This is a genomic window from Thermanaeromonas sp. C210, assembly GCF_013167955.1.
GTDB lineage: Bacteria > Bacillota > DSM-521 > Neomoorellales > Neomoorellaceae > UBA12545.
Window position 1 is genome coordinate 410782 of record NZ_BLWF01000001.1, and the last position, 13436, is coordinate 424217.

Sequence of the window (13436 nt, forward strand, 5' to 3'; positions counted from 1 at the left end):
GGTCCTGCTGCGGCCTTTTTCATACCTTTAGGAGGTGGCTCCATGGAGGCTCCCCTCCAGGAGATAGTGGAAGCCGTTGTAACGGGCAACGCCTACCAGGTAAGGGAAGGGGTGCGCCGGGCGCTGCAAAGAGGCGTGGACCCCACCCGGATTATTACCGAGGGTTTTGTCAAAGCCATGGAGGTGGTGAGCGAGAAATTTGAACATAACGAAATCTACGTTACCGACTTGATTATCACCGCCCGGGCTATGCATACCGGTATGAAGGAACTGAAACCTTATATGGTCAGCGGGCAGGTGCAGGTGGTGGGCCGGGCGGTCATCGGGACGGTGCAGGGGGACATCCACGACATTGGTAAGAACCTCCTGGGCATCATGCTGGAAGCCTCCGGTTTCGAGGTAATCGATCTGGGGGTGAATGTCGCTCCCAGCAGCTTTGTGGAGGCCGTGGTCAAGTACCGTCCCCACGTGCTCTGCCTTTCGGCCCTTCTTTCCTCCACGCGGAAGGCCATGGCCGAAACTATCCAGGCCCTGGAGGAGGCGGGACTGCGCCGCAAGGTGAAAGTGGTAGTAGGGGGCACTCCTTTGAATGCCGACCTGGCGGCTAAAATGGGGGCCGACGGCTATGCCCCTGATGCTACCAGCGCCGTTCCCTTTATTAAGGAACTCATCGGTGCCTCCCGTAAGGGTCCCCCGATGCTGGAGGCCGCCCTCACCGAAGCCTGGGGCCAAGAATCCCTAAAAGAATTGCAGGAATCCTTTAATAAGTTAATGGGCCTTGATCTGGTGGTGGTAGATGCCCGGGGAAACCTGCTGTCACCGTTAGGAAAGTTCTCGGAATGTTCCCGGGTCTGCCGTGTCCTGGCCGAACGGGGCAACCTCCCCTCCTTTGATGAAGGCCTGGCTACTCACACGGCCAGTTTTAAAGGGGCTTTTGTGTACCGGTGTCCTGCCAGGCTGGTGGAGATTTCTTATCCCCTGGCCGACGAAGGGGGCACGGTCGGGGCCATCCTCTGCGGGCATTTTCTCCTCAAGGGGGACCGGGTGCCCGAAGGTACGGCGGTTCCCGTACTGTCCCTGGAGGAATTGGAGGCCCTCTGCGGACTCTTGGCCTCCATCGCCAACAGTATAGTCCGCCTTAACGCTGTGATTAGAAGCAAGAAGGAATTGGAAGAGGAGAGGAGCAGCTTTATTCGCTTCTTGCAAAGGCAGAATCAACTGGAGCAAGCTTTGCAGGACGCCGAACTGAAGGTCTTGCAATCACAGGTGAGCCCCCACTTCCTGTTTAACACCCTCAATACCATTGCCCGCCTGGCTCTTTTGGAGGGGGCCGAAAGTACGGAGAAGATGGTGGCCGCCCTGGCCAGGCTGATGCGCTATACCCTCTACCAGGTCAAGGGCTTGGTCACCTTGCAAGAAGAATTGGCAGCCGTCCGGGACTATCTTGCTATTCAACAGACCCGTTTTAGCGATCGGCTGACCAGTGAAATCGATGTGGCCCCCGAAGTCTTGGGGGCGCGCGTACCGTGCATGATATTGCAACCTCTCGTGGAAAACGCCGTCATCCACGGCCTGGAGCCCTTAAAAGAGGGGGGCAGGATTTATATCCGCGGCCGGGTGATGGATTGCCAGGTGCACTTGGAGATAAGGGATACGGGGGTGGGAATCCCCGAGGACGTACAAAAGGAGATCTTCGACCTGGAAGTTAGGCGCAGCGGGAGGGGACAGGTGAGCGGGCTGGGGATAGTAAGCGTCTACCGTCGCCTGCAACATTATTTTGGTGCCGAATGCGCCCTGAACGTAAACAGCAGGCCAGGAGAAGGAACCGCCGTTGAGCTTACCTTTCCCCTGTGGAAAGAAGACAGAATAAGGGGAGTGCTGACGGGAGTTGCTCCGACTGTTGATTGTGGACGATGAACCCTTAGAGCGCCAGGCCATCCGTTATCTGCTGGCCAAGGCGAGGCCCCAGTACCAGGTGGTGGCTGAGGGCCGGGATGGGGGCGAGGCGGTTGCCCTCGGACGGGAAGTTCGGCCGGACGTTATCCTACTGGATATAAAGATGCCGGTCATGGATGGTTTGGCAGCGGGCAGGGCCCTGCGCCGCCTCTTACCCGAGGTCCGCATGGTCTTCCTCACCGCCTATGACGAGTTCGCCTACGCCCAGGAAGCCGTTGCCCTGGGAGCCTCGCGCTACTTATTAAAACCGGTAGCGGGGGAGGATCTCATTTCTGTCTTGGACAGTCTGGCCCAGGAGATAGAGGAAGAGCGGCGGATCCAGGAAGAAGCCCAGAAGTGGCGGGCCGCCCTGGAGGAAATGCTCCCCCTTATCCGCTTGGGCTTTGTCCTGGATCTGGTATCCGGCCATATCGCCGGGGAGGAGGTCAAGGCCCGCGCCGAGTTTTTGGGGCTGCCTTCTCTACCGCGCCTGGCAATAGTAATCGCCATTGATAATTTTCCCGCCCGTCCGGCTCCGGTAAAAGAAGCAGAACGACAGTTTCTGAAGAAAAGGGTGTTACAAGTTATAGAAGAAAGGGTATCCCCATGGCCCGGAGCGCTAGCGGTACCGGGTTTTAAAGATGAATTCCTCTTGCTCTTACCCTTTAAGGAGTTAGACGGCCGGCCGCGGTTGCGGGACGCCGTAACCCGGCTGGGAGAAGAGATCTGCGCCGGGGTGCGTGAACTCACGCCGGTCACTGTGACCGTAGGTATCGGGCGACCGGTGGATGACCCGGCCTTGCTGGCTACGTCTTACGCAGAAGCAGCGGTGGCGGTCGAGTACCGGCTTCTTTACGGGGGAGATCAAGTGATTCACGCCGATGATGTTGCCGTCTTACCCCGCTCGAGCCGGGTTATGGCTTCTCCGTGCGGGAAGGAATTGGCTCTGGCGGTGCGTCTGGGCGACAGGGAAAAGGCCCGTCGCTGCCTCGCCCAGATTATAGCTGAAACAGTAGTAGGAAAGGAGGGGAGGCCGCCCGTTTTCAAGGTGAGGTTTCTGGAGCTTCTGAGCGTGGCCGCCCAGGCGGCCCTGGAGGCCGGAGCCGATCCGGAGGATATTGCCGGCATGGTCCTCCAGGGCAGCCAGGAGATTTTAACCCTGGAATCCCTGGCCGAAGCGGAGAACAAAATCGGCTCCCAATTACAGACCCTGGTGGAAAAGGTAGTTGGCGCGCGGGAACGGCGCAATAGTAACTTGATTGAGAAAGCCGTGGCCTATATAAAACAGAACTACCACCGGGATCTTTCCCTGGAAGAAGTGGCGCGGCACGTGTTCTTAAGTCCCTGCTATTTCAGCCGCCTTTTTAAACAAGTGCGGAGTGAAAATTTCATCGACTATCTGACCCGTATGAGGATGGAGGAGGCTAAGAAATTGCTCTTGACTACCGATTATTCCGTCAACGAGATAGCTTCCCGGGTGGGGTACCGCGATGCCCGCTACTTCGGCCAAGTGTTTAAAAAACAGGAAGGCTGTACTCCCACCGCCTTCCGCAAAACGGGGGGAAACCATCATGAAGCAGAACTGGACGGTTGATTTTGAGCCCGTAGGCCGCCGGGCGCCGGCCCGCGAGGGCCAAACATTGCTGGCCGTAGCCCAGGAGGCTGGCCTATCCCTGGGTGCCGCAGGAGTGACGGCCCCCTGTGGCGGACGGGGATTGTGCGGCCGCTGCCGCGTGAGGGTGGCGGAAGGACTTCTGTCTCCTCCCACCGAGGCGGAAAAAAAGGCCCTCTCCCCGGATGAGCTCAAGGAAGGGTACCGCTTGGCCTGCCAGGCGGCCCTCTTGGGGCCGGTCAAAGTGGAAATACCGCGGGAAGCCATGGTCGGAGTGCAGAAGCTCCAGGTGGAGGGTCTGGAAGTTGAGGTAACCCCGGAGCCGCCGGTGACCAGGTACACTATTGCCGTGGAACCCACTACCAACGCCAACCCGCGGCCCCTCTGGCAGCAGGTAGCGGAGAAGCTGGCGGCAGACTGCAATCTGCCCGACCTGCGGATCGATCTCGAGCTGGCCCGGCATACTTCGGCGCTGGCGGCCGAAGGGGGCGCCGTAGTTACCGTTAAAGGGAGGGAAATAATTAACGGGGTATTCGGCCGTCGGAGCCGACCGGCTCTGGGCCTGGCCGTGGACCTCGGCACCACCAAAGTAGCCGGCTTCCTGGTGGACCTGGAAACCGGGGCGACCCTGGCCAGCCAGGGTATTATGAACCCCCAGATTGCCTACGGCGAGGATGTAATGGCCCGCATGTCCTACGCCCTGGAAGGAGAAGAGCAGTATCGTAGGATACACCAGGTAATCATCGAGGGGTTAAACAGCCTGGCGGGGCAGCTGGCCGAAGAAGCCGGTCTGCGGCCGGAGGACATCGAAGAGGCGGTGATCGTGGGCAACACGGCCATGCACCATTTGCTCCTGCGCCTGCCCCTCCAGCACCTGGCCCGGGCCCCTTATGTTCCGGCTATAACCGCACCGGTGGAGATAAAGGCCCGCGACCTGGGGTTAAGGTTTAGTCCCGGGGCCTATGTCTATTGTGTACCGGTGATAGCAGGCTTTGTGGGCGGCGACCATGTGGCCATGATTTTAGGCAGCCGTCTGGATGAGGCCGATAAGGTGACCCTGGGGCTGGACATCGGGACCAACACGGAAATAGTCTTGAAATACGGCTCCCAGATGCTTTCTTGTTCCTGCGCTTCGGGTCCGGCCTTTGAGGGCGCCCACATCCTGCACGGTATGAGGGCCGTCCGGGGAGCGGTCCAGGCCGTGCGCCTGGGAGATGGTGGGCGAGAAGTAGAATGGGAAACCGTGGGGGATGAAGAGCCCCTGGGCATTTGTGGTTCCGGCATCCTGGATGCCGTAGCGGAATTGTATCGCATGGGCGTCATTAACGAGCGGGGTCGGTTAAACCGGAAACACCCGCGGGTCCGCGCCCCGGAGGGTGCCCAGGCCGAATTCATACTCGTGCCAGCCGACCAGAGCGGTACCGGTAGGGACATAGTTATCACCCAGAAGGATATCGGTGAAATACAGCTGGCCAAAGCGGCCATTGCGTCGGGCACCAAGCTCCTTTTAGAGGCGGCCGGCCTGAAACTCGATGACATTGAAGAGGTGGTGGTGGCGGGAGCCTTCGGCACCCACTTAAGGGTGGCCAGTGCCGTGGCCATCGGCATGTTCCCCGCCCTACCTTTGGAAGTTTTCCGCCAGGTGGGTAATGCGGCCGGTACCGGAGCCAGAATGGCCCTGCTATCCCTGACCGAACGCCGCCGGGCCGAAGCGATAGCCCGGAGGGTGGGCTATGTGGAACTCATGGTCCAGCCGTCTTTCCAGGAAACATTCCTTTCTTCCCTCGCCTTGCCGGAGAGGAGAGCGGGATGACGAAGGTCGAAAGGGTTTACCGGGCCATCAACCACCAGGAAGCAGACCGGGTTCCCAAAGGGGAGTGGCGGCTCGACCCTGTCCTGGTGGCCCGGATCTTGGGCAAGGAAGGAAGGGGTACCTGGGAGGATGAAGTGAAGGTCCGCGAGTTATTGGGCATGGACCTGGTAGGCCTGGTGCCCCGGGGCCTCCGGCCGGACAGGTCCATGCCTCCCCATGAGCTGGACTTTAGCCCCTTTGAACGTTGGCGGGGGCAGACGGATTTCTTCATATTTGCCGTGGTCGACGGGCCCTTCCAGGGAAGCGCCGGCCGCATGGATTTTATGGAATTCCTCCTGCGGCTGAGCAGCCGGGAAGATCAAGTTAAGGAGCTGGCCCGGGAGGAAGCCCGTTTCGGCCTGGAAACGGCCCGGCGTTGCGTGCAGGCCGGGGCCCACGGGGTCATCATTGCCGACGACATTGCCTATACCCGGGGCACTTACGTAGCCCCTGGCCTCTTGCGCGAACTCTTTCTTCCCCTGTGGCAATGGCAGGTGGAAAATTTAGGGACCGAAGGGGTGCCGGTCTTTTTCCATTCCGATGGTAATATTGCCAGCCTGGTGTCCGACTTGGTGGCCGCGGGATTTGCGGGCCTGCATTCCCTGGAGCCCACGGCGGGTATGGATATAGCGCGGATAAAACAGGACTTTGGCGCCCGTTTGTGCCTTATGGGGAATTTCGACCTCTCCCTCCTGGCCAGGGCCGGGGAGGAGGAACTGGCGGCCGAGGTGCAGAGGATCATGGCCGCGGCTGCGCCGGGGGGCGGATTTATCTTTTCCACCTCCAGTGGCTGCCTGGGGGGAGACTTGCCGGCGGAAAAGGTGATGGCCCTTTATCGCGCTGCCGGGAGATACGGAACCTACTCGTAAAGGGGGCCTTGCCGGCCTCTCCCGTACCTCGTAGACAAAAAAATAATATTTTAGGCGCGCTAGGGCCCGGCATATCCCCTTTCTGTTCCCGTATTAATAATAGAAGAAGACGGCGAACAGGAAGGTGATTTTTTTTGTTTGCCAGGCTCGGCTGGAGGAAGGTGCTGCCCTTAATATTAGTCTTGCTCCTGGGCATAGGAGCCTGGGGCTACAACTTTTACCTCCGAGAGATCAAGGTCGTCCCGGAAGAGCTGATAGTAAAGGCCCTGGATACCACCCACGCGGTCGGCAGCTATCGCTTTCGCCTGGAGGGCTACCTGGAGGCCGAGGGCGGTCGCATTGAAGTCAGCCGGGTTACGGGTGAGCGCAGCGCAGCAGGGGACCTGCACCTCTGGGGCAGGATGACGGGCCAGGAGGTGGATATATATCAGATCCAGGATACCACTTACTATAAGGACGCCCTTTCCGGACGGTGGATGGTGACTCCTGGCAATACGGCTCTGCAGCAGGAACTCTTTATGGTCGAGGTGAACCCCTTATCTGTTTTAAAGATCACCAACATCCAAGGGCTGCAATACAAAGGGCGGCAGAAAAATATGCCGGGAAGGCCCTATTTGCTGGAATTGCGGCCGGAGATAAACAACCGCCTTCTGAACACCTACTGGCAAAACTATTATTGTAAAATATGGGTAGAACGCAGGAGCCATTATATTCGCAGGGTGGAGCTGGTGGCCGACCACCGGCAGAAGCCGGGAGATAGGCTGCACCTCACCCTGGAGCTGTATGACTTTAATAAAGTAACTAAAATCAACCCGCCCACGCAGTAACGGGAAGTTTGCCCACTTCTTAGGCCTGTGGCGTTAGCCCAGGGTGCAGCCGCTCCGCTAAGCCCTACCTGCCGGGGATGTAAGCCCAAGGATCGGTCCTGCTGCCTGGGCCTGCGCCCGCGGCAGACCAAAACAAGAGCTGACTTACTGATTTGAACTCTTAGGTTAAACCTCCCGTCCGGCGCCGCACCGGCTTTAAGGGGTGCCCCCCATAGCTTTATGTTGCCGGACGGGAGGATTTTTTTCGTTGGCGGCGAAATTAGCTTTATTTGCCGGGTTTAGGATAAAATATAAGGGGGCGCTGGAATTGCACCAGGATATAGAACAGGTACTGGTTTCCCGGGAGCAAATTAAGACGAGGGTCAAGGAGCTCGGGGCGGCCATTAGCAGGGATTATGCCGGCAAGGACCTGCTGGTGGTCGGTATCCTGAAAGGGGCTATTATTTTCTTGGCCGACCTCGTGAGGGAAATCACCATCCCCCTCACCCTGGATTTTATGGCCGTTTCCAGCTACGGCAGCTCTACTACGTCTTCGGGTGCCGTGCGCATCCTGAAGGACCTGGAAGTGCCGGTGGAGGATAAGCACGTACTTATCGTGGAAGACATAGTAGATACCGGTTTGACCCTCAAGTATTTGTTGGAGAATTTAAGGGCCCGGCAGCCCTTAAGCCTGAGGACGTGCACCATTCTGGACAAGCCGGAGCGCAGGATGGTGGATGTGGAGGTAGACTATCGCGGCTTCTGCATTCCCGACTGTTTTGTGGTGGGTTATGGTCTGGACTATGCCCAGCAGTACCGCCACCTGCCGGATATTTGCGTATTGAAGCCCGAAGTCTACCGTAGGTAAGGACAAGTTTGCCCTGTCACGAAAAAGAACCTGGGCCCTCCAGCGGCCGGGCAAAGGGGCACAGCCTAAGAAAAGCGAGGTTAAGATTAATGGATCATGTGGTGGTCCTGGATTTTGGTGGCCAGTACAGCCAGCTAATTGCCCGGCGTATCCGGGAGTGTCACGTTTACTGCGAGATGCTGCCCTACTATACACCCGTGGAAGATATTCTGGCGCGCAAGCCTAAGGGCATTGTTTTTTCCGGCGGCCCGGCCAGCGTTTACGGCCCCGGCGCGCCTCGTATTGACCAGGCCCTTTACCAGGCCGGTATTCCCATTTTGGGCATCTGTTACGGCATGCAACTCATGGCCTACGATCTGGGCGGCCGCGTGGAGGAAGCGGAAGGTAAGGAATACGGCAAAACGGTGGTGGAAGTTACCGGGGGAGACCCGTTGTTTGAGGGATTGCCCTCTACCTTTACGGTGTGGATGAGCCACGGCGATTACATCAGCGAGCCGCCACCCGGCTTTAGTATAACCGCCCGCTCGCCCTACACACCGGTGGCCGCCATGAGCCACCCGGCACGCAAGCTTTACGGCCTGCAATTTCACCCGGAAGTAAAACATACACCCTTGGGCCAGGACATTATCCGCCGGTTCTTGCTCGAAGTTTGCGGGGCTAAGGGCGAATGGACGGTGAGTTCTTTTATCCAGGAACAGGTAAAGGCCATCCGGGAAAGGGTGGGAGACGGCCGGGCCCTGTGCGCCTTGAGCGGGGGAGTAGATTCTTCCGTAGCGGCCGCCCTGGTGCATCGGGCCATCGGCAACCGGTTGGTCTGTGTTTTTGTCAACCACGGCCTCCTGCGCCAAGGGGAAGCCCAACAGGTCCAGGAGACCTTTCACCGGGTCCTCAGGGCCAACCTCATCTACGTAGATGCCAGTGAGCGCTTCTTGAACCGGCTACGGGGGGTGATAGACCCAGAACAGAAGCGTAAGATCATTGGCGAAGAATTTATCCGCGTCTTCGAAGAGGAGGCGCGCAAACTGGGCAAGGTGGATTTCTTGGTCCAGGGAACCGTCTATCCGGACGTCATCGAGAGCGGTACGGAAACCGCGGCGGTGATCAAGAGCCACCACAACGTAGGGGGCCTCCCCGAAGATATGGAGCTGGAGTTGATCGAACCCCTGAGGTTGCTGTTTAAGGACGAAGTACGCCGGGTAGGGGAGGAATTGGGCTTGCCCGAAGAAATCGTCTGGCGGCAGCCCTTCCCCGGCCCCGGGTTAGCCATCCGTATTCTGGGAGAAGTAACCAGGGAAAAGCTAGAAATTTTGCGGCGGGCCGATGCCATAGTAGTGGAAGAAATCCGTCGGGCAGGGCTGTACCGCGAAATATGGCAGTCTTTTGCGGTGCTGCCGTCCCTGAAAAGTGTGGGAGTTATGGGCGACGAGCGGACCTATGCTTATCCCATTGTCGTGCGGGCGGTCACCAGCGAAGACGCCATGACGGCCGACTGGGCCAGGCTGCCTTATGATCTTCTCGAGAGGATCGCGTCCCGTATTGTCAACGAAGTACGCCACGTGAACCGCGTGGTATACGATATTACTTCTAAGCCGCCGGCTACCATAGAATGGGAATGAGAAAATTGGTTCAAACTAAAGACAAACCTTACCGGCCGGCCTAGCGAAAACCATTTACGGGAAGGGGGCGTACGCAAGGTGGGTAGCAAGGGTAGGGTGCTGATCATGACTTTGGGGGTGGCGGTGCTGGCCCTGGTCCTGGCCTTTAGCTTCGGTCGCCCCCAGGTCACCACGGCGGCCAAGTATCCTGAATTCAAGGACGACGTAATCGGCGTGGAGCTTTACGCCGAGGAAGGCTCGGACGATAAGGTTAAGTTAGTGGAGATGGAAGACGCCAAACTGGCGGCCAAGCTAGTATCCTATCTCGATCAGGCCGAGCCTGAGCAGCCGCCGACTTCCTGGCCCTGGACTAAGCACTATGTGGTTTTTAAAGTTAAGGAAGGAGAGCAAATAGCCCGCAGTAAAGAATACCTTTACCTGTATAAGGATTTTAATCCCGAGGAACCCGGATATTTAGCTCTAGAGAACGCCTGGTACCGGGTGCCGCCCCAGTTCAATATTATGCTCCACTGCTTGGCGGAATATAAAAACGCCACCAGCGAGGTGGACCCCGACGACGCGGCCTTTCTCAAGGAATACGGTTGGGATGTCCTTTTCAAAGCCAATACCATGGAGGGAAAACTGCCTGAAGAGCTGATCCACAACGCCGGAGATTTCCCGGTGGTTATTTACTGGGCCTACAACAATGAGCTAAATAAAGACGTGGGATTGGATATCACTCCCTACCTGGGTAAGGAAGTGCAGGTGAATCTATACAAACTGGAGCAACCGCTGCCCGAGTTTATGCACCCCCGCCGCTGGACCGGCCGGGCGGTAGTGGTGAAGTACGAGGGTGAGATCGTGGGGGCCTGGCTGGATTCCGGCCGGCACGATGCCTTTGCCTGTTCGTTAAAGGGCAGGCGCCTGGAGGAAGTCACCGGCAAGACGTGGGGCGAATGGCTGGCCGGCATTGTTAATCATGAAGATCCCCTGGAAAAACGATTGGCCTCCCTGAGCCCGGAAGAGGTGATCCGCCTTTTCTACCAGGCGGTGGGCAACGGGGACAGGCGTACGGCCCACGCCGCCTTGAGCAGGCGGAACCTGGTGGGTTACCTTTTTAACAATATGGATAATAATCGCCTGTACAACCCCTCCTTCAGTGTTAACGACCGCGACGGGCTGAATAACGTGGCCGGGGCTAAGATCGTGAGCATTAAGGAACTTCCGCCGCAGGACGGGGATCCGCCGGACATTAAACGTTACCAGGTGGCGGTGGACTTCACCTTCCGGCGGGCCATAACCGCCGAGAGCGGCGTACAGGTGCGTTTTCTCATCCTGCGCCAGGAGATACCCGGTTTAGGCTGGCGCATCGAGGGCCTGGGAACAGGGCCCTAAAGCTCCCCACCGGCATTGTCCAATTGACGGCAATAATCGTAAAAGGAGGCCAGGCACTCCGGCCGCTCCCGGAAGAACTTTACCAGACGGGTAATGCAGGCCAGGGTTTCCTGGCTCAAATTGTGCTCAATTTTCTCCGTGTCTTCCAGCAAGTGGCCAGTGGCGCCGATTATGGCCAGGAATTCCCTGAGGGTGTTGTGGCGGGCCAGGAGTTCTTCTCCTATTTGCTTGCCCAGGGCCGTCAGTTTGATGACGCCGTATTTTTCATAGATTAAATAACGCCCTTCGGCCAGCCGTTGGACCATTTTGGTGGCCGAAGACGGTTGGACATTGAGGGCTTCGGCCAGCTCCTGGATTCTGGTGAAGCCCTCCCGGGCCGCCAGGCGGTAGATCATCTCCAGGTAATCTTCCATACCCGGGGTCAGGCCCCCGCCTTCCTGGGCCAGCAAAGTATAACCGCGAAAAGTACGAAACTTTTCCTTCTGAACCACCCTCTGCCCCCTCCCGCAACCTCCCACCAACATTATACGCCGGTGAGGCCAAAGGGCTCCTCCTTAGCGGCGGCCAACTTTTTTGGCGGAGTCCAAAACTGGGCTCCGCTCATATTATCTAACAGAGTTCTCTTCCCCTCACTGTCTGAAGGACTTCTCAACAGATAAGGAACTTTAGCCCTTGACGGCCCCCCAGGGGAAAAAGGGCCGTTAAGGGTATCCGGAGGAGGCGCTGGTGCGGTGGCCGTTAGATTAAGGAGAAGGGAATGTTTCCTGGGCGATCTTCCCCCGGGAACTTGTGGCCGCGTAGTTGAGATTCTGGCCCGGGATCTCTGGCGCAAGAGGTTTATGGACCTGGGCTTTACACCGGGCACCGTGGTAGAAGTGGTGCGAAGGAGCCCTACGGGAGATCCGATAGCCTACCGGCTGAGGGGCACCACCATTGCCCTCCGGCGGGAAGCAGCCGCGCTGATCCGGGTGGAGGCCTGCGGGGACGGTGTTGTTCCGTGAAGGCGGACTTTCCTCTGAAGGACGAAGCCCTACTACCCACCTCATACCGCGGCTGTCCCTGCGGAGGGCCGCGCCGGGCCCGGGCGGAGCCCGGGCCGGTAGTTATAGCCCTGGCGGGAAATCCCAATATAGGGAAGACTACCGTTTTCAACGCCCTAACGGGCCTCAGGCAGCACACCGGCAACTGGGCAGGGAAAACGGTGGGCTTATCTTGGGGAAACTATTGTTACCGCGGGATGCGGTTTCTTTTGGTAGACCTGCCCGGTACCTATTCTTTGCGCCCCCTTTCGCCGGAGGAGGAGGTTACCCGCGCCTTTCTATGGGAGGGCCGTCCGCGGGTAACCGTAGTAGTCGTGGATGCTACGGCTCTGGAGCGCAGCCTGGCCCTGGCCCTGCAGATCATGGAGCTATCCCCGGCAACAGTTCTCTGCGTTAATTTGACGGACGAGGCTCGCAGGCGGGGATTGGAGGTTGACACCCGCACCCTGGCCCGGGAACTCGGGGTTCCGGCAGTAGCCACGGTGGCCAGGCGTGGGGAAGGCCTGGCGGAACTCCAGGAAGCCATTTACCGCGTGGCCCAGGCAAAAAGAGGACTGCAACCCCGAACCCTGTATTACGACGAGGAAATCGAAAGGATGGTAGAGCAAATAGTACCCTTATTGCCGGACGCCCGGGAAGACCCGGGTAGGGCTCGCTGGCAGGCCCTCCGCCTCCTGGAAGGCGAAAATATAGCAGGGACGGGTGAGGACATAAAAGACTTGGTGGAGCGGCTCCGCGGAGACCGGGCCGGAGAGTTGAGCGAGCGCATCATGTGTCGCCTATATCGGGTGGCCGAGGAAGTGGCCGGAAAGGTAGTGAAAAGGACCCGGCTGGAGGCCTTTGACCGGGATCGCTGGCTGGACAATCTCTTGACTTCTCCCTGGACCGGTTTTCCAGTCATGTTATTACTACTGGCGGTTCTTTTCTGGATCACCCTAGTAGGGGCCAATTATCCCTCGGAACTGCTGGCCCGCCTTTTCGCGGTTGGGGAAGAGAGGCTCATGGCCTTAAGTCAGGAATGGGGCCTTCCCCTTTGGTTAAAGGGACTGGTTATTGAAGGGGTGTATCGTACCACCGCCTGGGTGGTGGCCGTCATGTTGCCGCCTATGGCCATATTTTTTCCCCTTTTTACTTTCTTGGAAGACCTGGGATATCTTCCGCGGGTGGCCTTCAACCTGGACGGCTTGTTTAAGTGGGCGGGAACCCAGGGTAAACACGCTCTGACCATGAGCATGGGCTTTGGTTGTAATGCAGCGGGAATAATAGCCTGCCGCATAATCGATTCCCCGCGGGAAAGGTTGATAGCCATAATGACGAACGTCAGCGTTCCGGAATTGCAACCGTACCGGCGCGGGTTTATGCGGGTAAACTGTGTCCTCCATCCTTTGTTTAGGGGAGGGTACAGGGTAAGGGCCGCAACCCCTCAGGGATTGAGTCTGGCGGTAGGGGGATAATAATGATGGG

11 protein-coding genes are annotated in these 13436 nt (G+C 58.3%); 10 read left to right on the forward strand and 1 reads right to left on the reverse strand.

Annotated features, from left to right (window positions below):
• Window positions 1-42 precede the first annotated feature (42 nt).
• The 8 genes from TAMC210_RS01990 to TAMC210_RS02025 all read left to right on the forward strand — a co-directional run bounded on the left by TAMC210_RS01990 (window position 43) and on the right by TAMC210_RS02025 (window position 10932).
• Window positions 43-1917 (forward strand): histidine kinase, encoded by a 1875-nt coding sequence (locus TAMC210_RS01990; protein WP_173297124.1) that lies wholly within the window; start codon window positions 43-45, stop codon window positions 1915-1917.
• Window positions 1889-3529 carry a response regulator transcription factor gene (locus TAMC210_RS01995; RefSeq protein ID WP_173297125.1) on the forward strand — a complete coding sequence of 547 codons (1641 nt, stop codon included), beginning with the start codon at window positions 1889-1891 and terminating at the stop codon, window positions 3527-3529. Before TAMC210_RS01990 ends, TAMC210_RS01995 begins: the two co-directional genes overlap by 29 nt.
• On the forward strand, window positions 3507-5360 hold the full coding sequence (locus tag TAMC210_RS02000) for an ASKHA domain-containing protein (protein WP_173297126.1): 1854 nt from the start codon (window positions 3507-3509) through the stop codon (window positions 5358-5360). Before TAMC210_RS01995 ends, TAMC210_RS02000 begins: the two co-directional genes overlap by 23 nt.
• A complete protein-coding gene (locus TAMC210_RS02005) occupies window positions 5357-6268 on the forward strand; it encodes a uroporphyrinogen decarboxylase family protein (RefSeq protein WP_173297127.1) in 912 nt (303 codons plus the stop codon). The genes TAMC210_RS02000 and TAMC210_RS02005 overlap by 4 nt, the downstream gene beginning before the upstream one ends.
• A 134-nt stretch (window positions 6269-6402) precedes the next feature.
• On the forward strand, window positions 6403-7095 hold the full coding sequence (locus tag TAMC210_RS02010; RefSeq protein ID WP_173297128.1) for a hypothetical protein: 693 nt from the start codon (window positions 6403-6405) through the stop codon (window positions 7093-7095).
• A gap of 307 nt (window positions 7096-7402) precedes the next feature.
• Window positions 7403-7942, forward strand: a complete 540-nt coding sequence (hpt, locus tag TAMC210_RS02015; RefSeq protein ID WP_173297519.1) for a hypoxanthine phosphoribosyltransferase — start codon at window positions 7403-7405, stop codon at window positions 7940-7942.
• A gap of 89 nt (window positions 7943-8031) precedes the next feature.
• Window positions 8032-9558 carry a glutamine-hydrolyzing GMP synthase gene (guaA, locus tag TAMC210_RS02020; RefSeq protein ID WP_173297129.1) on the forward strand — a complete coding sequence of 509 codons (1527 nt, stop codon included), beginning with the start codon at window positions 8032-8034 and terminating at the stop codon, window positions 9556-9558.
• A gap of 78 nt (window positions 9559-9636) precedes the next feature.
• On the forward strand, window positions 9637-10932 hold the full coding sequence (locus tag TAMC210_RS02025) for a DUF4829 domain-containing protein (RefSeq protein ID WP_173297130.1): 1296 nt from the start codon (window positions 9637-9639) through the stop codon (window positions 10930-10932).
• Here TAMC210_RS02025 and mntR read toward each other — a convergent pair.
• The gene (mntR, locus tag TAMC210_RS02030) at window positions 10929-11423 is read right to left on the reverse strand and encodes a transcriptional regulator MntR (protein WP_254388464.1); all 495 of its coding nucleotides are present in this window, start codon (window positions 11421-11423) and stop codon (window positions 10929-10931) included. The two genes, TAMC210_RS02025 and mntR, sit on opposite strands and share 4 nt — an antisense overlap.
• A gap of 240 nt (window positions 11424-11663) precedes the next feature.
• Here mntR and TAMC210_RS02035 point away from each other — a divergent pair, with 240 nt between their 5' ends.
• Together TAMC210_RS02035 and TAMC210_RS02040 are read left to right on the forward strand one after the other, a co-directional pair.
• Window positions 11664-11933 carry a FeoA family protein gene (locus tag TAMC210_RS02035; RefSeq protein ID WP_254388465.1) on the forward strand — a complete coding sequence of 90 codons (270 nt, stop codon included), beginning with the start codon at window positions 11664-11666 and terminating at the stop codon, window positions 11931-11933.
• Entirely contained in the window at window positions 11930-13426 is a 1497-nt protein-coding gene (locus tag TAMC210_RS02040; RefSeq protein ID WP_173297132.1) for a ferrous iron transporter B, read from the forward strand. Before TAMC210_RS02035 ends, TAMC210_RS02040 begins: the two co-directional genes overlap by 4 nt.
• Window positions 13427-13436: the final 10 nt, after the last annotated feature.

Coding starts and splice junctions, on each gene's coding strand:
- TAMC210_RS01990 (WP_173297124.1), top strand. CDS start 43: ATGGAGGCTCCCCTCCAGGAGATAGTGGAAGCCGTTGTAACGGGCAAC.
- TAMC210_RS02000 (WP_173297126.1), top strand. CDS start 3,507: ATGAAGCAGAACTGGACGGTTGATTTTGAGCCCGTAGGCCGCCGGGCG.
- TAMC210_RS02005 (WP_173297127.1), top strand. CDS start 5,357: ATGACGAAGGTCGAAAGGGTTTACCGGGCCATCAACCACCAGGAAGCA.
- guaA (WP_173297129.1), top strand. CDS start 8,032: ATGGATCATGTGGTGGTCCTGGATTTTGGTGGCCAGTACAGCCAGCTA.